This window comes from Maribacter sp. 1_MG-2023 (assembly GCF_030547005.1).
Classification (GTDB): Bacteria; Bacteroidota; Bacteroidia; order Flavobacteriales; family Flavobacteriaceae; genus Maribacter.
Map to the genome: position 1 here is coordinate 110,577 of NZ_JAUOPN010000014.1, position 20,137 is coordinate 130,713.

Annotated in this window: 14 protein-coding genes and 5 tRNA genes; 18 read left to right on the forward strand and 1 reads right to left on the reverse strand. The window is 36.1% G+C overall.

The features are described from left to right. Window positions 1-84: 84 nt before the first annotated feature. The 17 genes from Q4500_RS15075 (at window position 85) to Q4500_RS15155 (ending at window position 14,964) form a co-directional block, all read left to right on the forward strand. Entirely contained in the window at window positions 85-975 is an 891-nt protein-coding gene (locus tag Q4500_RS15075; protein ID WP_303600440.1) for a tyrosine-type recombinase/integrase, read from the forward strand. 47 nt (window positions 976-1,022) lie between these two features. After that, window positions 1,023-1,325 carry a ribosome-associated translation inhibitor RaiA gene (gene raiA, locus Q4500_RS15080; RefSeq protein ID WP_299801150.1) on the forward strand — a complete coding sequence of 101 codons (303 nt, stop codon included), beginning with the start codon at window positions 1,023-1,025 and terminating at the stop codon, window positions 1,323-1,325. Between the two features lie 103 nt (window positions 1,326-1,428). Then, window positions 1,429-1,502 (forward strand) — tRNA-Thr (locus tag Q4500_RS15085). A gap of 27 nt (window positions 1,503-1,529) precedes the next feature. Then, window positions 1,530-1,611, forward strand: a tRNA-Tyr gene (locus tag Q4500_RS15090). A 47-nt stretch (window positions 1,612-1,658) separates the two neighbouring features. Beyond that, a tRNA-Gly gene (locus Q4500_RS15095) sits at window positions 1,659-1,731 on the forward strand. A 71-nt stretch (window positions 1,732-1,802) separates the two neighbouring features. Next, window positions 1,803-1,874 (forward strand) — tRNA-Thr (locus Q4500_RS15100). 55 nt (window positions 1,875-1,929) lie between these two features. After that, window positions 1,930-3,117, forward strand: a complete 1,188-nt coding sequence (gene tuf / locus Q4500_RS15105) for an elongation factor Tu (protein ID WP_303600441.1) — start codon at window positions 1,930-1,932, stop codon at window positions 3,115-3,117. 99 nt (window positions 3,118-3,216) lie between these two features. Beyond that, window positions 3,217-3,292, forward strand: a tRNA-Trp gene (locus tag Q4500_RS15110). Window positions 3,293-3,347: 55 nt separating this feature from the next. After that, the gene (gene secE, locus Q4500_RS15115; RefSeq protein WP_036155945.1) at window positions 3,348-3,536 is read left to right on the forward strand and encodes a preprotein translocase subunit SecE; all 189 of its coding nucleotides are present in this window, start codon (window positions 3,348-3,350) and stop codon (window positions 3,534-3,536) included. Between the two features lie 8 nt (window positions 3,537-3,544). Then, entirely contained in the window at window positions 3,545-4,096 is a 552-nt protein-coding gene (gene nusG, locus Q4500_RS15120; protein WP_073247351.1) for a transcription termination/antitermination protein NusG, read from the forward strand. Window positions 4,097-4,174: 78 nt separating this feature from the next. Further along, complete coding sequence (rplK, locus tag Q4500_RS15125) at window positions 4,175-4,612, forward strand: 50S ribosomal protein L11 (RefSeq protein ID WP_027067854.1); 438 nt, start codon at window positions 4,175-4,177, stop codon at window positions 4,610-4,612. 18 nt (window positions 4,613-4,630) lie between these two features. Beyond that, the gene (gene rplA, locus Q4500_RS15130) at window positions 4,631-5,320 is read left to right on the forward strand and encodes a 50S ribosomal protein L1 (protein ID WP_303600442.1); all 690 of its coding nucleotides are present in this window, start codon (window positions 4,631-4,633) and stop codon (window positions 5,318-5,320) included. Between the two features lie 25 nt (window positions 5,321-5,345). After that, on the forward strand, window positions 5,346-5,861 hold the full coding sequence (rplJ, locus tag Q4500_RS15135; RefSeq protein WP_073247354.1) for a 50S ribosomal protein L10: 516 nt from the start codon (window positions 5,346-5,348) through the stop codon (window positions 5,859-5,861). Between the two features lie 51 nt (window positions 5,862-5,912). Continuing rightward, complete coding sequence (gene rplL / locus Q4500_RS15140; protein WP_036155937.1) at window positions 5,913-6,290, forward strand: 50S ribosomal protein L7/L12; 378 nt, start codon at window positions 5,913-5,915, stop codon at window positions 6,288-6,290. 132 nt (window positions 6,291-6,422) lie between these two features. Continuing rightward, the gene (gene rpoB / locus Q4500_RS15145; protein WP_303600443.1) at window positions 6,423-10,232 is read left to right on the forward strand and encodes a DNA-directed RNA polymerase subunit beta; all 3,810 of its coding nucleotides are present in this window, start codon (window positions 6,423-6,425) and stop codon (window positions 10,230-10,232) included. Window positions 10,233-10,294: 62 nt separating this feature from the next. Further along, a complete protein-coding gene (gene rpoC, locus Q4500_RS15150; protein WP_303600444.1) occupies window positions 10,295-14,593 on the forward strand; it encodes a DNA-directed RNA polymerase subunit beta' in 4,299 nt (1,432 codons plus the stop codon). A 56-nt stretch (window positions 14,594-14,649) separates the two neighbouring features. Next, window positions 14,650-14,964: a DUF3467 domain-containing protein gene (locus Q4500_RS15155; protein WP_303600445.1), complete on the forward strand. Its 315-nt coding sequence runs from the start codon at window positions 14,650-14,652 to the stop codon at window positions 14,962-14,964. Window positions 14,965-14,996: 32 nt separating this feature from the next. Here Q4500_RS15155 and Q4500_RS15160 read toward each other — a convergent pair whose 3' ends face one another. Then, window positions 14,997-16,586, reverse strand: a complete 1,590-nt coding sequence (locus tag Q4500_RS15160; RefSeq protein WP_303600446.1) for a peptide chain release factor 3 — start codon at window positions 16,584-16,586, stop codon at window positions 14,997-14,999. Between the two features lie 375 nt (window positions 16,587-16,961). On the opposite strand from Q4500_RS15160, the gene Q4500_RS15165 reads away from it, so the two are divergent. Further along, window positions 16,962-20,137 (forward strand): Ig-like domain-containing protein (locus tag Q4500_RS15165; protein ID WP_303600447.1); only part of this gene is annotated, 3,176 nt, incomplete at its 3' end.

Below are 20,137 nucleotides of genomic sequence, written 5' to 3' on the forward strand. Positions count from 1 at the left end.
GTTTTATAAAATAAAAATCCCGCAATTTGCGGGATTTTTTTTGCTCAAATCTCAACAGACCTAAAACTTTGATACCTTTAGATTATGTTTTTAACAGAGTTTATTTCTTATCTAGACTTAGAGAAAAATTATTCTACGCATACTACAAAGGCGTACGAGAATGATATTCTTGAATTTAGTGCTTTCTGCTTGTCTAATTACGATTTAAGCGATATTGATATCGTGGAATATAACATTGTTCGATTTTGGATTGTTGATTTATCAGAAAGAAAAATCAACAATAGATCTATTAATAGAAAAATATCATCATTAAAAGCTTATTTCAAGTTTCTTCAAAAAATTGAGGTAACTGAAATTAATCCGTTGAGTAAGCATAGGGCGTTGAAGACAGCAAAGAAGGTTGAGATTCCTTTTTCTGAATTAGAAATGGAAAATGTGCTATCGCAAATAGAATATAAAGAAGATTTTGAGGGTATAAGAGATGAGCTGTTAATACATGTTCTTTATGTTACTGGAATGCGTAGGGCAGAGGTTATTGCTTTGAAAGTGTCAGATGTAGATTTTGAAACAATGACTATAAAAGTCTTAGGTAAGCGTAATAAAGAGAGAATTATACCTATGCTAGCTGAGACCAAAGAGAAATTTATACAATATCTATTAGATCGTAAAAGATTGAACGAGGTCGTCGACGATAAATTTATGTTCTTAACGAAATCAGGCAATAAATTGTATGAAACTCTTGTTTATAGATTAATAAAAAAGTACTTTAGAGAGGTGTCCTCAAAGGTAAAGACGAGTCCTCATATTCTTAGGCACACCTTTGCAACGCATCTTTTGAATAAGGGAGCAGATTTAAATGCTGTTAAAGAGTTGTTAGGGCATTCTAGTTTGGCGTCTACACAAGTGTATACGCATAATAGTATTGCAGAGTTGAAAAAGGTTCATGCAAAGGCTCATCCTAGGGGAAACAAATAATTATTGTAAAATCAGGCTAAATTCTTAAAGCCATAAATTTTCTGACTATGAAAGTAAATACGCAATCGGTAAATTTTAATGCAGACGATAAGTTGATTAATTTTCTTCAAAATAGACTTGATAAGGTGGAAACCTTTTATTCTAAGGTAATTAGCTCAGATGTTTACATGAAAGTTGAGAATACTAGTGCTAAAGAGAATAAAATAGTTGAGATTAAGATTACGGTTCCTAAAGATAAATTTGTAGTAAAAAAGCAATGTAAATCATTTGAAGAGGCTGTAGACTCGGCTTGTAGTTCGCTGGAACGTAGGCTAATAAAACAAAAAGAGAAATTAAGATTACAAGCTTGATAAAAATTTTTCAAAATTTGTTTTGAATAAACAAAAAATACTATACATTTGCAGTCCGTTAGAAATAGCGGGCTTTTTTATGACAGAAATAGTTGTGAAATAAGCCGATGTAGCTCAGCTGGCTAGAGCAGCTGATTTGTAATCAGCAGGTCGTGGGTTCGAGTCCCTCCATCGGCTCTTAAGTTCTTTAAAATATTAGTTTGAGGGGAGATACTCAAGCGGCCAACGAGGGCAGACTGTAAATCTGCTGACTACGTCTTCGCAGGTTCGAATCCTGCTCTCCCCACTAAACTATTTTCTAAAGAGTTTTATTGAAATATTGAAATATTATAAGCGGGAGTAGCTCAGTTGGTAGAGCGTCAGCCTTCCAAGCTGAATGTCGCCGGTTCGAACCCGGTCTCCCGCTCTATAAATTTGACAGTAATGTCATCCCTGCGAAGGCAGGAATCTATCTTTTGGGTGGGTTCAACACTTTACGCCGGTGTAGCTCAGGGGTAGAGCGTTTCCTTGGTAAGGAAGAGGTCACGAGTTCAATTCTCGTCATTGGCTCAATTAAGGTATAAATTTGTACACTAATATAAACTAAGAATAAAATACATTAAACATGGCAAAGGAAACTTTCGATCGTTCCAAACCGCACTTAAATATAGGTACTATTGGACACGTGGATCACGGTAAAACTACATTGACTGCTGCTATTACTACTGTTTTGGCAAATGCAGGTCTTTCTGAATTGAGAAGTTTCGATTCTATCGATAACGCTCCTGAGGAAAAAGAAAGAGGTATTACAATTAATACATCACACGTAGAGTATTCTACAGCTAATCGTCACTATGCGCACGTTGACTGTCCTGGTCACGCGGATTATGTGAAGAACATGGTTACTGGTGCTGCTCAAATGGATGGTGCTATATTGGTTGTTGCTGCTACAGATGGTCCTATGCCACAAACTCGTGAGCATATATTATTGGGTCGTCAGGTAGGTATTCCTAGAATGGTTGTATTCATGAATAAAGTGGATATGGTTGATGATGAGGAATTGATCGAGCTTGTTGAGATGGAAGTAAGAGAATTGCTTTCTTTCTATGAGTATGATGGTGATAATGGACCTGTAATCGCTGGTTCTGCATTAGGTGCATTGAACGGTGAGCAAAAATGGGTTGATACGGTAATGGAATTGATGGAAGCTGTTGATAGCTGGATCGAATTGCCTAAGAGAGATGTTGAAAAAGATTTCTTAATGCCTGTTGAAGATGTGTTTACAATTACTGGTCGTGGTACTGTTGCAACTGGTCGTATTGAAACTGGTGTAGCAAATACAGGTGATCCAGTTGAGATTATCGGTATGGGAGCTGAGAAATTGACTTCTACTGTTACTGGTGTTGAAATGTTCCGTAAGATTTTGGATAGAGGTGAAGCTGGTGATAACGTAGGTATCTTGTTAAGAGGTATTGAAAAATCTCAGATTAGTAGAGGTATGGTAATCTGTAAGCCAGGTTCTGTTAAGCCGCATGCTAAGTTTGAAGCTGAGGTTTATGTATTGAAAAAAGAAGAAGGTGGTCGTCATACACCATTTCATAATAACTATCGTCCACAGTTCTATGTAAGAACTACAGATGTAACTGGTAATATTGCACTTCCTTCAGGAGTTGAAATGGTAATGCCAGGTGATAACCTTACTATTACAGTAGAGCTTATTCAGCCTATTGCTTTGAGTATCGGTCTACGTTTCGCTATACGTGAAGGTGGTAGAACAGTAGGTGCTGGTCAGGTAACTAAGATTATAGATTAATTTTAATCTAAAAGAGTATTGTGTTTAAGGGTGTCTTGCTCAAGCGGGACACCTTTACATGCAAATAATAGAATAGGTGATTTAATAATCACTATTCATACGGGTGTAGCTCAGTTGGTAGAGCACTGGTCTCCAAAACCAGGTGTCGGGAGTTCGAGTCTCTCCTCCCGTGCCACAATAGAATTTGGAATATAGGTATCCTATTTGTTGAAATTGTAAAAAGAATTTAAATGTTCACATATATAAAAGAATCCGTTGAAGAGTTAAGGAATAATGTTACTCTTCCTTCACGTGCAGAATCATCTAACTTGATGGTTATTGTAGCTGTGTTTTCTATCCTTTTTGCTTTGGCAACTTGGGGAGTAGATACGGTCTTTAGTAAAGTGATTAAATCTTATTTCAACTTCGTTTTAAACTAGATAGGACTATGTCAGAAGTATTGGATAAAAAATGGTACGTTGTTAGAGCTGTCAGTGGTCAAGAGAATAAGATCAAAGGATACATTGAGAGTGAAGTGGAGCGTCATGGTTTCTCTGACTATTTAGAAGATGTTCTTGTTCCTACTGAAAAGGTTATTCAGATTAGAAATGGCAAGAAGATAAATAAAGAAAGAGTTTATTTTCCTGGTTATATCATGATCAAAGCTAATTTAGGTGGAGAGATGGTGCATATTATTAGATCTATTACTAATGTTATAGGTTTTTTAGGTGAAACCAAAGGGGGGGATCCTGTTCCGTTAAGAAAGAATGAAGTAAATAGAATGCTTGGTAAGGTAGATGAGCTGGCTGTTAATACGGATAGTGTTGCTATCCCGTTTGTTTTTGGTGAAACGGTAAAAGTAATTGATGGTCCTTTTAATGGCTTCAATGGTACTGTTGAGAAGATAAATGAAGAAAAACGTAAGCTTGAAGTTATGGTGAAAATTTTCGGAAGAAAAACACCATTAGAGCTTAGTTACATGCAAGTAGAGAAAGTATAAGTATTAGATTAAGTGTTACATACATATAATTAAAGTAGTGTTGCTTCCGTAAACACACTTTCAATTTAATTTTAAACAATGGCAAAAGAAATAGGTAAAGTAGTTAAACTACAAGTTAAGGGAGGTGCAGCGAATCCATCGCCACCGGTTGGACCTGCCTTAGGAGCTGCTGGTGTTAACATTATGGAATTCTGTAAGCAGTTTAATGCTCGTACACAGGATAAACCAGGTAAAATATTACCAGTTGTTATCACCGTTTACAAGGATAAGTCTTTCGACTTCGTTGTAAAAACTCCACCGGCGGCAATTCAGCTATTGGAAGCGGCTAAGATTAAAAAAGGATCTGGCGAACCTAACAGAGTAAAATTAGGTAGTGTTACCTGGGACCAAATCAAGGCAATTGCCGAAGATAAAATGGTTGACCTTAACGCATTTACAGTAGAATCTGCTATGAGTATGATAGCTGGTACTGCACGTTCTATGGGTATGAAGGTAGCAGGAAAGAAACCTTTTTAAAATCTTAAAAGTAATTAAATGGCAAAGTTAACTAAGAAGCAAAAAGAAGCGCATTCGAAAATAGAGAAAGATAAATTATACTCTGTTACTGAAGCTTCAGCTTTAATTAAAGAGATAACCAATACAAAATTTGACGCATCTGTAGATTTAGCGGTTCGTTTGGGTGTAGATCCAAGAAAAGCAAATCAAATGGTTCGTGGTGTGGTAACATTACCTCACGGAACTGGTAAAGATGTTAAGGTTTTGGCTTTGGTAACACCAGACAAAGAAGCAGAGGCTCAAGAAGCAGGTGCTGATTATGTTGGGTTAGATGAGTATTTGGAAAAAATAAAAGGCGGTTGGACAGATGTTGATGTTATCATCACTATGCCAAGTGTTATGGGTAAATTAGGTCCTTTAGGTCGAGTATTAGGGCCAAGAGGTTTAATGCCGAATCCAAAAACAGGAACTGTAACTATGGATGTAGCAAAAGCTGTATCTGAAGTAAAGGCAGGTAAAATAGATTTTAAAGTTGATAAAACTGGTATCGTACATGCTGCGATAGGTAAGGCTTCTTTTTCTGCTGATAAAATAGCGGATAATGCTAATGAGTTGTTAGACACTTTGAATAAGATGAAGCCAACTGCGGCAAAAGGTGTTTATATGAAATCAATTTTCATGTCTAGCACAATGAGCCCTAGTTTGCAATTAGATCCAAAGTCAGTTTAACAACTGGTAGTTAAAAATTAAAAGTATGACAAGAGAAGAAAAAGCAACGGTTATAAAAGATTTGACTACGCAGTTGGCAGATAGCACCACAATTTATGTGGCTGATATTTCAGGTTTAGACGCAGGTACAACTTCTGATTTAAGAAGAGCTTGTTTCAAAGCTAATATTAGACTAGCTGTAGTTAAGAATACATTGCTTGCAAAAGCGATGGAAGCTTCTGAGAAAGAATTTGGTGAATTACCAGAGACATTAAAAGGGAATACTTCTCTTATGTTTTCTGATGTAGCCAATGCCCCTGCAAAATTGATAAAGAATTTTAGAAAAAAATCTAAGAAACCTTTATTAAAGGGAGCTTTTGTTGAAGAAGCAATTTACATAGGTGATGAAAACTTGGATGCTTTAGTTAGCATTAAGTCTAAAGAAGAAATGATTGGCGAAATTATTGGATTGTTACAATCTCCAGCCAAGAATGTTATTTCTGGTCTTAAATCTGGTGGTGGAAAAATCGCTGGAATCCTTAAAACATTATCTGAAAGATAAGTACGCACAATAAACTAAGTATATTTTAAAAATTTTATTAAACGATAGAAAATGGCAGATTTAAAAGATTTCGCAGAACAATTAGTTAACTTAACAGTTAAAGAAGTAAACGAGTTAGCTGATATATTAAAAGATGAATACGGTATTGAGCCTGCAGCAGCAGCAGTAGCAGTAGCTGCCGGTGGTGGTGGTGAAGCTGGTGAAGCAGCAGAAGAAAAAACTGAATTTGATGTAATTTTGAAAGCAGCAGGTGCTTCTAAATTAGCAGTTGTTAAATTGGTTAAAGAATTAACTGGTTTAGGTTTGAAAGATGCGAAAGATATCGTTGATAGCGCACCAAAAGCTGTTAAAGAAGCAGTTACTAAAGATGAGGCTGAAGGTATCAAAAAATCATTGGAAGAAGCTGGAGCAGAAGTTGAGCTTAAATAATAGCAACAACCATATTACTTTTGGTTTAGGTCTTTGCGCTTTTTGCGTTTAGACCTAAGCCATTTTATAGAATTAGGTATATTAAGAGGTATACTACTCATTTAGTACTCACGATCAAAACACTGTCCGTAGATGTTCACAAATAATACTGAAAGAATAAGCTTCGCTTCCGCAAGAAACACACCGGATTACCCGGATTTCTTAGATATTCAGATTAAATCTTTCCAAGACTTTTTTCAACTAGAGACTAAATCAGATGAAAGAGGTAATGAAGGTCTTTATAATACCTTCATGGAAAACTTTCCAATCACTGATACTAGAAATCAGTTTGTATTGGAATTTTTAGATTATTTCATAGATCCACCAAGATATTCTATTCAAGAATGTATCGAACGTGGTCTTACTTACAGCGTTCCTTTAAAAGCACGTTTAAAATTGTATTGTACGGATCCTGAGCATGAGGATTTCGAAACAATTGTACAAGATGTGTATTTAGGTACGATTCCTTACATGACTCCAAGTGGTACTTTCGTTATCAATGGTGCAGAAAGGGTTGTTGTTTCTCAGTTACACCGTTCTCCTGGTGTATTCTTTGGACAGTCTTTCCATGCGAATGGAACAAAATTATATTCTGCAAGAGTAATACCTTTTAAAGGTTCTTGGATAGAATTTGCTACCGATATTAATGGCGTTATGTATGCTTATATCGATAGAAAGAAAAAATTACCGGTTACTACTTTGTTTAGAGCTATTGGCTTTGAGCGTGATAAAGATATATTAGAGATTTTCGACCTATCGGAAGAAGTAAAGGTTTCTAATGCCGGACTTAAAAAAGTACTTGGTCGTAAGTTAGCGGCTAGAGTTTTGAATACATGGCATGAAGATTTCGTTGATGAGGATACTGGTGAAGTAGTATCTATTGAACGTAATGAAATTGTTCTAGATCGTGATACTATTTTAGAGAAAGAGCATATTGCAGAGATTATTGATGCAGATGTAAAGACTGTTCTTTTACATAAAGAAAATAATGCGCAATCTGATTACGCAATTATCCATAATACATTACAAAAAGATCCAACGAACTCTGAAAAAGAAGCCGTTGAACACATCTATCGTCAATTACGTAACGCAGAGCCGCCAGATGAGGAAACAGCACGTGGTATTATTGATAAATTATTCTTTTCTGATCAACGTTACAACTTAGGTGAAGTTGGTCGTTATAGAATGAATAAGAAATTACAATTAGATATTGGTATGGACAAGCAAGTCTTGACCAAGATAGATATCATTACTATAATAAAATATTTAATTGAGTTAATTAACTCAAAAGCAGAGATTGATGATATTGACCACTTATCTAACCGTCGTGTTAGAACAGTAGGTGAGCAATTATCTTCTCAATTTGGTGTTGGTCTTGCGCGTATGGCAAGAACAATTCGTGAGCGTATGAACGTTCGTGATAACGAAGTATTTACACCTATAGATTTGATTAATGCGAAGACATTGTCTTCTGTTATTAATTCTTTCTTTGGTACGAATCAGTTATCTCAGTTTATGGATCAAACGAATCCACTAGCGGAGATTACGCATAAGAGAAGACTATCGGCATTAGGTCCAGGTGGTTTGTCTAGAGAGCGTGCTGGTTTCGAAGTACGTGATGTTCACTATACACATTATGGTCGTTTATGTCCTATTGAAACTCCTGAAGGTCCGAACATTGGTTTAATATCTTCATTATCTGTGTTTGCGAAAGTAAACCCAATGGGCTTCTTAGAGACACCATATAGAAAAGTTACAGATTCTGTTGTTGATTATAAGAACTTTACTTATTTAAGTGCAGAGGAAGAAGAAGGAATGAAGATTGCGCAAGCGAACATTCCTATGAAAGAAGACGGTACAATTGATGCTGAAAAGGTTATTGCAAGAGAAGAAGGTGATTTCCCTGTTGTGGATCCATCAGAAATTCAATATACCGATGTTGCTCCTAATCAAATTGCATCTATTTCTGCATCTTTAATTCCTTTCTTGGAACATGATGATGCGAACAGGGCTTTGATGGGATCAAACATGATGCGTCAGGCAGTTCCTTTATTGAAGCCACAATCACCGATTGTTGGTACAGGTTTAGAGCGTCAAGTTGCTTCAGATTCTAGAGTATTGATTAATGCAGAAGGTGATGGAGTTATAGAGTACGTAGATGCTCAGAAAGTTACTATCAAATATGATAGAACTGATAATGAAAGATTAATCAGCTTTGAGGAAGATAGTAAAACCTATTTCTTAGTTAAGTTTAGAAAAACTAACCAAGGTACGAACATTAACCTAAAACCTATTGTACAAAAAGGAGATAGAGTTAAGAAAGGACAAGTTCTTTGTGAAGGTTATGCAACCGAAAAAGGAGAGTTGGCACTAGGTAGAAACTTAGTAGTAGCTTTTATGCCTTGGAAAGGGTATAACTTTGAGGATGCAATTGTAATTTCTGAAAAGGTTGTTCGTGAAGATATATTTACATCTATTCATGTAGATGAATATTCTTTAGATGTTAGAGATACTAAATTAGGAGCTGAAGAGCTTACGCATGATATACCAAATGTTTCTGAAGAGGCTACAAAAGACCTTGATGAAAATGGTATGATTAGAATTGGTGCAGAGGTTAAGCCTGGTGATATTCTAATTGGTAAGATTACTCCAAAAGGAGAATCTGATCCAACTCCTGAAGAAAAATTATTACGTGCTATTTTTGGTGACAAAGCTGGTGATGTAAAAGATGCTTCTTTAAAAGCGTCGCCTTCTTTAAGGGGTGTTGTAATTGATAAGAAATTATTCTCTAGATCAGTAAAAGATAAGAGAAAACGTTCAGAAGATAAAGAAGAACTTTCTAAATTAGAATTAGAATACGAAGTAAAATTCCAAGAATTGAAAGATGTTCTTGTTGAGAAATTATTTACCATAGTTAATGGTAAAACTTCTCAAGGTGTTCTTAATGATTTAGGTGAAGAAGTATTACCTAAGGGTAAGAAGTATACAATGAAGATGTTAAATTCTGTTGATGATTTCGCTCACTTAGTTGGTGGAAGCTGGACTACAGATAACGATACTAATTTATTAGTAGCAGATTTACTTCATAACTATAAAATTAAACTTAACGATTTACAAGGTAACTTGAGAAGAGATAAGTTTACAATATCTGTTGGGGATGAGTTACCAGCTGGTATTATGAAGTTGGCTAAAGTTTATATTGCTAAGAAGCGTAAGCTGAAAGTTGGTGATAAGATGGCAGGTAGACACGGTAACAAAGGTATTGTATCAAGAATAGTACGTCATGAAGACATGCCATTCTTAGAAGATGGAACTCCTGTTGATATCGTTCTTAATCCATTGGGTGTACCTTCTCGTATGAACATTGGTCAAATTTATGAAACCGTATTAGGTTGGGCAGGTCTTAAGCTTGGTAGAAAGTATGCAACACCGATTTTTGATGGTGCTACATTAGATCAAATTAATGCTTATACTGATGAAGCGGGTATTCCAAGATTTGGACATACATACTTATATGATGGTGGTACGGGACAACGTTTTGATCAACCTGCAACAGTAGGTGTAATATATATGTTGAAACTTGGACACATGGTAGATGATAAGATGCATGCACGTTCTATAGGACCATACTCATTAATTACACAACAACCATTGGGTGGTAAAGCTCAATTTGGTGGTCAGCGTTTTGGAGAGATGGAAGTATGGGCACTTGAAGCATATGGTGCATCGGCAACTTTACGTGAGATTTTAACGGTTAAATCTGATGATGTTATCGGAAGAGCTAAAACCTATGAATCTATCGTTAAAGGTGAAACTATGCCTGAGCCTGGTTTACCAGAATCTTTCAACGTTTTAATGCACGAACTTAAGGGATTAGGTTTGGATATTAGACTTGAGGAATAGTTCAATATTTTATATTGAAGACTATTAAGTAAAACAAATTAAAACATTATCAGCACGCTATTATGGCTAGAATAAAAGATAATAACCCAGTAAAAAGGTTCGATAAAATTTCAATAGGATTAGCTTCGCCAGAATCTATTTTGGCAGAGTCTAGAGGTGAAGTTTTAAAGCCTGAAACAATTAACTATAGAACTCACAAACCAGAACGCGATGGTTTGTTCTGTGAGCGTATTTTTGGTCCTGTAAAGGATTACGAGTGTGCTTGTGGTAAATATAAGCGTATACGTTACCGTGGTATCGTATGTGACCGTTGTGGTGTAGAGGTTACTGAGAAAAAAGTACGTAGAGACCGTGTAGGTCATATTAACTTGGTAGTACCAGTTGCTCATATTTGGTATTTCCGTTCTTTACCGAACAAAATAGGATACTTATTAGGTTTGCCATCCAAGAAATTGGATATGATTATTTACTACGAGCGTTATGTAGTAATTCAACCAGGTATTGCTAAAGGTCCTGAAGGTGAAGAAATTCAAAAAATGGATTTCTTAACTGAAGAAGAGTATTTAAATATTATTGATACTATACCACAAGAGAATCAATATTTAGAAGATTCTGATCCTAACAAGTTCATAGCTAAAATGGGAGCAGAGTGTTTGATTGATTTATTAGGTAGAATAGATCTTAAAGAACTTTCTTTCGAGTTAAGACATAAAGCAAATACTGAAACGTCTAAGCAACGTAAAACTGAAGCTTTAAAACGTTTACAGGTTGTAGAGGCATTAAGAGAATCTCAAGAGAATAGAGAAAACGAGCCAGAGTGGATGATTATGAAGGTAATTCCGGTTATACCACCAGAATTGCGTCCATTAGTTCCATTAGATGGTGGTCGTTTTGCGACTTCAGATTTAAATGATCTTTATAGAAGGGTAATCATTCGTAATAACCGTCTTAAAAGATTAGTAGAGATAAAGGCGCCAGAGGTAATTTTACGTAATGAAAAACGTATGCTTCAGGAAGCTGTCGATTCTTTGTTTGATAACACAAGAAAGGCATCTGCTGTAAAAACTGAATCTAACAGACCATTAAAATCACTTTCAGATTCATTAAAAGGTAAGCAAGGTCGTTTCCGTCAAAACTTACTTGGTAAGCGTGTTGATTATTCTGCACGTTCGGTAATTGTTGTTGGACCAGAATTGAACTTGTTCGAATGTGGTCTTCCAAAAGATATGGCAGCTGAATTGTACAAACCTTTCGTAATTAGAAAACTAATTGAAAGAGGAATTGTAAAAACAGTTAAATCTGCGAAGAAAATTATAGATAAAAAAGAGCCTGTAGTTTGGGATATCTTAGAGAATGTATTGAAAGGTCACCCGGTATTATTAAACAGGGCTCCTACATTACACCGTTTAGGTATTCAAGCATTCCAACCTAAATTAATAGAAGGTAAAGCGATTCGTCTTCACCCATTAGCATGTACTGCATTTAATGCAGATTTTGATGGGGATCAAATGGCGGTTCACTTACCATTAGGACCAGAAGCAATATTAGAAGCACAATTATTAATGCTTGCTTCTCAGAATATATTAAACCCTGCAAATGGTTCACCGATTACGGTTCCATCACAGGATATGGTCCTTGGTCTGTATTATATGACCAAGGAGCGTAAATCAACACCAGAAGTTCCAGTTAAAGGTGAAGGTTTAACTTTTTATTCAGCAGAAGAGGTTGAGATTGCTTTCAATGAAGGCATGGTAAACTTAAATGCGGGAATAAAGGTTAGAGCAAAAGATTTCAATGAAGAGGGTGAGTTGGTTAATCAAATTATACCTACAACTGTTGGTCGTGTATTATTTAATAATCACGTACCTGAAGCGGCTGGTTATATTAACCAGGTTTTAAATAAGAAAGCCTTAAGAAATATTATTGGAGATATTTTAGCAGTAACAAGTGTACCAGTTACAGCTGCATTCTTAGATAAGATTAAAACTATGGGTTATGAATTCGCTTTTAAAGGTGGATTGTCATTTAGTTTAGGGGATATTATTATTCCTGCTGAGAAGATGGATATGATTGGTGAAGCCAATGTTCAAGTTGACGGTATTATGGCCAACTATAACATGGGTCTTATAACTAATAATGAGAGATATAATCAAGTAATTGATGTTTGGACATCTACTAACGCTCAGTTAACAGAGTTGGCTATGAAACGTATCCGTGAGGATCAGCAAGGTTTCAACTCAGTGTATATGATGCTTGATTCTGGAGCTAGGGGTTCTAAGGAGCAAATTCGTCAGTTAACAGGTATGCGTGGTTTGATGGCTAAGCCTAAGAAATCTACTGCCGGTGGTGGTGAAATTATTGAAAACCCAATTCTTTCTAATTTTAAGGAAGGTCTTTCAATTCTTGAATACTTTATTTCTACTCACGGTGCTCGTAAGGGTCTTGCGGATACCGCTTTGAAAACGGCGGATGCAGGTTATCTAACTAGAAGACTAGTTGATGTTTCTCAAGATGTTATTATTAACACTGAAGATTGTGAAACTTTGAGAGGTGTAGAAGTTCAGGCGCTTAAGAAGAATGAAGAGATAGTTGAAACTTTAGGCGAAAGAATTTTAGGTCGTGTTTCATTACATGATGTGTATAACCCAATGACTGAAGAGATAATTCTTCAGGCGGGTCAGCAAATTATGGAAGTTGATGTGAAAAGAGTTGAAGCTTCTCCGGTTGAAAAAATCGAAGTTCGTTCGGCACTTACATGTGAGGCTGATAAAGGAATATGTGCTAAATGTTATGGTAGAAACCTTTCTACTAATAAGATGGTTCAAAGAGGTGAAGCTGTTGGTGTTGTTGCTGCCCAATCAATTGGGGAGCCAGGTACACAGCTTACACTTAGAACATTCCACGTAGGTGGTATTGCAGGTAACATTTCTGAAGATAATAAACTAGAAGTAAGATTCTCTGGTGTTGCTGAGATTGAGGATTTAAGAACGGTAACTGGAGAAGGTTCAGACGGTAAACCTGCTGAAATTGTAATCTCTAGAACTAGTGAAATAAAAGTAGTTGATGCTAAAACAGGTATTACTTTAAGTACAAGTAATATTCCTTACGGTTCTCAATTATTTATTGAAAACGGTGCTAAGGTTACTAAAGGTGATGTTATTTGTTCTTGGGATCCATATAACGGTGTTATCGTTTCAGAATTCCCAGGTAAGATCGCTTATGAGAATATTGAGCAAGGTGTAACTTACCAAGTTGAAATTGATGAGCAAACCGGTTTCCAAGAGAAAGTAATTTCTGAATCTAGAAACAAGAAGTTGATTCCAACATTATTAATTCAAGATGCTAAAGGTGAAACATTACGTTCGTATAACCTACCTGTAGGTTCGCACATTATGGTAGATGATGGCGATAAGATTAAAGAAGGTAAAATTTTGGTTAAAATTCCACGTAAATCTGCAAAAGCAGGTGATATTACTGGTGGTCTTCCAAGAGTTACTGAATTATTCGAAGCGAGAAATCCTTCAAACCCAGCTGTTGTATCTGAAATTGATGGTGTTGTTTCTTTTGGTAAGATTAAGAGAGGTAATAGAGAAATCATCATTGAGTCTAAATTAGGTGAGGTGAAGAAATATCTAGTGAAACTTTCTAACCAAATCTTAGTTCAAGAGAATGATTATGTAAGGGCTGGTATGCCGTTGTCAGATGGTTCAATTACTCCAGAAGATATCTTATCAATTAAAGGCCCTTCTGCTGTACAGCAGTACTTAGTAAACGAAGTTCAGGAAGTTTATAGACTTCAGGGTGTGAAAATTAACGATAAGCACTTCGAGGTAGTTGTTAGGCAAATGATGCGTAAAGTCAGAATTCAAGATCCAGGTGATACAATCTTCTTAGAGAATCAATTGATTCATAAAGATGATTTCATTAAGGAGAATGATGAAATCTTTGGTAAGAAAGTAGTTATGGAAGCAGGTGATTCTGATAACCTTAAGCCGGGTCAAATTGTAACTCCTAGAGAGTTGAGAGATGAAAATTCTTTATTGAGACGTGGTGATAAGACATTGGTTGAAGCAAGAGATGCTGTATCGGCAACTGCGACTCCAATTCTACAAGGTATTACTAGAGCGTCGTTACAGACGAAATCATTTATATCTGCGGCATCGTTCCAAGAAACGACTAAAGTATTGAATGAAGCTGCTGTAAGTGGTAAGATTGATACATTAGAAGGTCTTAAGGAAAATGTAATCGTTGGTCATAAGATTCCGGCTGGTACGGGTATGAGAGACTACGATAGCATTATTGTGGGATCGAAAGAAGAATATGATGAAATAATGGCCAGAAAAGAGGCATTAAGATTCTAATTTTATATTAACCCTCAAATTTTATTTGGGGGTTATTTTTTTAATAAAACTATAATATGAGTGACAATAATAATCCGAATCAAAAACAAATAAATATTGAATTGGATGAGAAGATGGCAGAAGGCATTTATTCTAATTTGGCCATTATCAATCATTCAGTTTCTGAATTTGTAGTTGATTTCATAAGTATGATGCCTGGAGCCCCAAAGGCAAAGGTGAAGAGTAGAATTATACTTACTCCGCAACATGCTAAGAAGTTTTTAAAAGCATTGAATGATAATGTACAGCGGTTTGAAAAAGCTAATGGTACTATAAAGGATTATGAACAACCTTCGATACCAATGAATTTTGGTCCGACTGGTGAAGCATAAAAAAAGCCCAACTTTTAAAGTTGGGCTTTTTTTTATTCAAATTCAGAAGTAAAATGAAATTTTACCGATGGATATTTTTGTTGTGTCATTTGCAAAGAAAATTGAGAGTCTGCTAGAAAAACTAGTTGTCCTTTTTTGTCCTTTGCTAAGAACTTTTGCTTTACGCGTTCAAATTCTTTGAATTCATCAGTTTTTCTATTCTCTATACCCACCCAACAGGCTTTATGTACATTAAAGTTTTCGTAACTACATTTAGCACCATATTCATGCTCAAGCCTATACTGTATAACTTCAAACTGCAAAGCACCTACAGTTCCGATGATTTTTCTTCCATTAAGTTCTAGGGTGAATAATTGGGCGACACCTTCGTCCATTAACTGGTCAATGCCCTTATTGAGTTGTTTGGACTTCATAGGGTCAGCATTGTTGATATACCTGAAGTGTTCAGGAGAGAAGCTAGGAATACCCTTGTAGTGCAAACTTTCTCCTTCGGTTAATGTATCTCCTATTTTAAAATTGCCGGTATCATGTAGTCCTACAATGTCTCCAGGAAAGGAGATATCTACTATTTCTTTCTTTTCGGCGAAAAATGCATTCGGACTAGAGAATTTTAAGTTTTTACCATTTCTTACATGCAAATATGGTTTGTTACGTTCAAAAGTACCAGAGACGATTTTTATAAATGCAAGACGGTCTCTATGTTTGGGGTCCATGTTAGCATGAATTTTAAAGACAAACCCAGTCATTTCTTTTTCGTTAGCCGCTACAAGGCGTTCTTCAGCTTTCTTTGAGCGCGGGGTAGGGGCAATTTGAATAAAGCAATCCAAGAGCTCTCTTACTCCGAAGTTATTTAATGCAGAACCGAAAAATACAGGTTGCTGTTCTCCTTTCAAATAAAGCTCTTTATCGAAACTTGGGTAGACACCCCAAACCAATTCTAGGTTTTCTCTTAATTCAGTTGCTGCATTGTTTCCTATAATTTTATCTAACTCAGGATTGGTAACATCATCAAATGCTATAGTCTCTTCAATGTTCTTTTTACTATCTCCACTAAATAAGTTAATATTCTTTTCGAAAATATTGTAAATACCTTTAAAGTCATATCCCATACCAATAGGAAAACTTAATGGAGTTACAGAAAGACCTAATTTCTGTTCTAATTCGTCAAGTAGGTCAAAAGCATCTTGACCTTCCCTATCCATTTTATTTATAAATACCAATATTGGTATTTTACGCATTCGACAAACTTCAACCAATTTAACTGTTTGTTCCTCTACACCTTTTGCAACGTCGATTACAACAATAACACTATCTACTGCAGTTAATGTTCTAAAAGTATCTTCAGCGAAATCTTTATGACCAGGCGTGTCAAGTATATTGATTTTTTTACCCTTGTAGTTAAATGCAAGAACAGAAGTGGCAACCGAAATACCTCTTTGTCTTTCGATTTCCATGAAATCACTAGTAGCTGTTTTTTTAATCTTATTATTCTTAACAGCGCCTGCTTCTTGTATCGCACCGCCAAAAAGTAATAATTTTTCAGTTAATGTAGTTTTACCTGCATCTGGGTGAGAAATTATTCCGAAGGTTCTTCTGCGTTCTATTTCTTGCTTAAAGGTCATATACAAAATTTGTGCAAAAGTAATATAAAATCAATTCTTAACATTTAGGTTGTAGTTATGATAATTATAAAATTTTTTTTTGTAAGTATTTGATTAATTGTGTATTAGGTTTTTAACGGTTAATATTTTCAATATTCTATGATCTTTTATTTAGAAATCAACGTAAATAGTATTGAAATGTTAATTATTCATAATTAAAAAGATTGCTTTTTCTGTCGATTACCCATTTATTACCTTGGTTAATCGAAAAAGAATTTGAGTTGATTTAATTATGATATATCTTAGCATCGTTAAATAAGACAGCCCCACTTTCTTATAACGAACATTGGAAAAATCCTGCGCAATGCCATGGTGATTAGTAAAACACTAACACTTATGGGTAAAATTACTTTTATAAAAATTAACGGTTTTAATACCGACAGATTTTCTTTTCTATTTATTTTTTCAATGATATTGCTTCTTGGTATTCAAGTTTTTGGATTTGAAACTAAAGAAGTCAATACATCAATTCTGGTTTTTGAACAATCCGTAGAAGATATAGATAAAGATGATGATGGTATTTTAGATACTGTTGAAGATCAGAATGAAGACGGTGATGGGGATTACTTAACGAACCCTTCTGATAGGGACGGTGATGGTATACCGAATTATTTAGATATCGATTCTGACGGAGATGGTATATTAGATAATTATGAAGGTCAGCGTACTATTAGTTATGTCGCTCCTTCTGGTATTGATGATAATAATAATGGACTTGATGACGCTTACGAAGGTTCTTATGGTTTTGGTATCGTTCCTATTAACTCTGATAGAGCTGCGATAGTAGATTATTTAGATTTTGATTCTGATATTGATGGTATTAGAGATAATGTTGAATCTCAGCCTTATTTAGAATATGTAGCCCCTTCCGGTATCGATGCTAACCAAAATGGTTTAGATGATGCTTATGAAGGTAGTTTTGGTTTTGGTATTATACCGATAAATTCCGATAGTGATCAGTATCCTGACTATAGAGACTTTGATTCAGATAATGACGGTATTAAAGATAAAGTAGAGGCTCAAACTTCTGAAGGGTATATTCCACCAATTGGTGATAATGATAATAATGGTATTGATGATTCTTATGAAGCTGGGTTGTCTCCTATAGATACTGACGGTGATGGAATTCCTGATTTTCATGATATAGATTCTGATAATGACGGAATTTTAGATAATTACGAGGCACAATCTACTGCGGGTTATTTAGCACCAGACGGTATTGATAGTACACGTGACGGTTTAGATGAGGTATATGGTCAAGGGGGTATTGAACCTCAATATAATACAGACGGTGATACTAAGCCTGATTATAGAGATATAGATTCTGATAATGATGGAATTCCTGATAATATCGAAGGTCAGTTAACTGACGGGTATATTCCTCCTTCAGGATTGGATAGTGATAAGGATGGTCTTGACGATGCGTATGAAGGTTCTGGTAATCAAGGTATTGATATGATCAATACAGATGGTGATGCTGAGCCCGATTATAGAGATTTAGATAGTGATAACGATTCTGTTGCCGATAACAATGAGGGCAACGATTTTAATTTTGACGGAATCCCTGATCAGACTTTTACAGGTGTTGATACCGATGGTGATGGTCTTGATGATGGTTATGAAGGTACTGATGTAAATGACGGTTTTGATGTCAACGATGAAATCAACGACCCAGCTAACGATTTACCTGATACTGATGGTACAGAAGACGTAAACTATAGGGATTTGGACGATGACGGTGACGGTGTGGATACACCTGATGAGGATGCCAACAACGATGGTGATCCAACAAATGACGATACGGATAATGATGGAACTCCTGATTATTTAGATCCGGACACCAATACTGGTCGTGATACAGATGGTGATGGTGTTCCCGACAGTGCGGATCTTGATGATGACAACGATGGTATATTGGACAGTGTTGAAGATGATAATTTAGATGGAGACAACAATTCGTTAACTAATCCATTGGATAGCGATGATGATGGTATACCGAACCATTTGGATATCGATAGTGACAACGACGGAATTCCAGATAATGTAGAGGCACAGACTACCGATGGTTATATAGCTCCTAACGATGACGATGCCGCGACGTATGCTTCTAACGATGGTGTTAATAGTGCTTATATAGACGGACTTACACCAGTAAATACGGATGGTACCGATAATGTCGATTACCTTGATTTGGATAGTGACAATGATTCTGTAGCCGATAATAATGAAGGCAACGATTTTAATTTTGACGGAATCCCCAATCAGACCTTTACAGGTGTGGATACGGATGGTGACGGACTTGATGATGGTTATGAAGGTACTGATGTAAATGACGGTTTCGATGTTAACGATGAGATTAATGACCCTGCGAACGATCTACCTGATACAGATGGTACCGAAGATGTGAACTATAGGGATTTGGACGATGACGGTGATGGTGTTGATACACCAGACGAGGATGCTAACAACGATGGTGATCCTACCAATGACGATACTGATAATGATGGTACCCCTGATTATTTAGATCCTGACAGTAGTCCTGGTCCTGATACTGATGGCGATGGAGTAGCCGATAGCGCGGATCTTGATGATGACAACGATGGTATATTGGACAGTGTTGAAGATGATAATTTAGATGGAGACAACAATCCGTTAACTAATCCATTGGATAGCGATGATGATGGTATACCGAACCATTTGGATATCGATAGTGACAACGACGGAATTCCAGATAATGTAGAGGCACAGACTACCGATGGTTATATAGCTCCTAACGAGGACGATGAAGCTACGTATGCTTCAAATGATGGTGTCAACAGTGCTTATCCGGATGGAGTTACCCCTGTAAATACGGATGATGCCGATAATGAAGATTATATTGATTTGGACAGTGATAATGATTCTGTTCCTGATAACAACGAGGGTAATGATTTCAACTTTGACGGAATCCCTGATCAGACCTATACAGGTGTGGATACTGATGGTGATGGATTGGACGATGGTTATGAAGGTTCAGATGTAAACGACGGCTTCGATGTCAACGATGAAATCAACGACCCAGCTAACGATTTACCTGATACTGATGGTACAGAAGACGTAAACTATAGGGATTTGGACGATGACGGTGATGGTGTTGATACACCAGACGAAGATGCAAACAACGATGGTGATCCTACAAATGACGATAGTGATAATGATGGTACTCCTGATTATTTAGATCCTAATACAGGACCTATGGAAGATTTAGATGCTATAGATGATATAGTATCTACACCGATAAATACTCCAATCGAAATAGATATTTTAGATAATGATTTCGGTATTCCTAGCGATGGAACATTAACAGTAACAGATCCATCAAACGGTACTATTGAAATTAACGACGGTGGTACACCTGATGACATTTCTGACGATACTATTACGTATACGCCAAACGATGGTTTTGAAGGAACAGAAACTATCGAGTATACGGTATGTGATGCTGAAGGTAACTGTGATACGGCTACGGTAAC

Coding starts and splice junctions, on each gene's coding strand:
- Q4500_RS15075 (WP_303600440.1), top strand. CDS start 85: ATGTTTTTAACAGAGTTTATTTCTTATCTAGACTTAGAGAAAAATTAT.
- raiA (WP_299801150.1), top strand. CDS start 1,023: ATGAAAGTAAATACGCAATCGGTAAATTTTAATGCAGACGATAAGTTG.
- tuf (WP_303600441.1), top strand. CDS start 1,930: ATGGCAAAGGAAACTTTCGATCGTTCCAAACCGCACTTAAATATAGGT.
- secE (WP_036155945.1), top strand. CDS start 3,348: ATGTTCACATATATAAAAGAATCCGTTGAAGAGTTAAGGAATAATGTT.
- nusG (WP_073247351.1), top strand. CDS start 3,545: ATGTCAGAAGTATTGGATAAAAAATGGTACGTTGTTAGAGCTGTCAGT.
- rplK (WP_027067854.1), top strand. CDS start 4,175: ATGGCAAAAGAAATAGGTAAAGTAGTTAAACTACAAGTTAAGGGAGGT.
- rplA (WP_303600442.1), top strand. CDS start 4,631: ATGGCAAAGTTAACTAAGAAGCAAAAAGAAGCGCATTCGAAAATAGAG.
- rplJ (WP_073247354.1), top strand. CDS start 5,346: ATGACAAGAGAAGAAAAAGCAACGGTTATAAAAGATTTGACTACGCAG.
- rplL (WP_036155937.1), top strand. CDS start 5,913: ATGGCAGATTTAAAAGATTTCGCAGAACAATTAGTTAACTTAACAGTT.
- rpoB (WP_303600443.1), top strand. CDS start 6,423: ATGTTCACAAATAATACTGAAAGAATAAGCTTCGCTTCCGCAAGAAAC.
- rpoC (WP_303600444.1), top strand. CDS start 10,295: ATGGCTAGAATAAAAGATAATAACCCAGTAAAAAGGTTCGATAAAATT.
- Q4500_RS15155 (WP_303600445.1), top strand. CDS start 14,650: ATGAGTGACAATAATAATCCGAATCAAAAACAAATAAATATTGAATTG.
- Q4500_RS15160 (WP_303600446.1), bottom strand. CDS start 16,586: ATGACCTTTAAGCAAGAAATAGAACGCAGAAGAACCTTCGGAATAATT.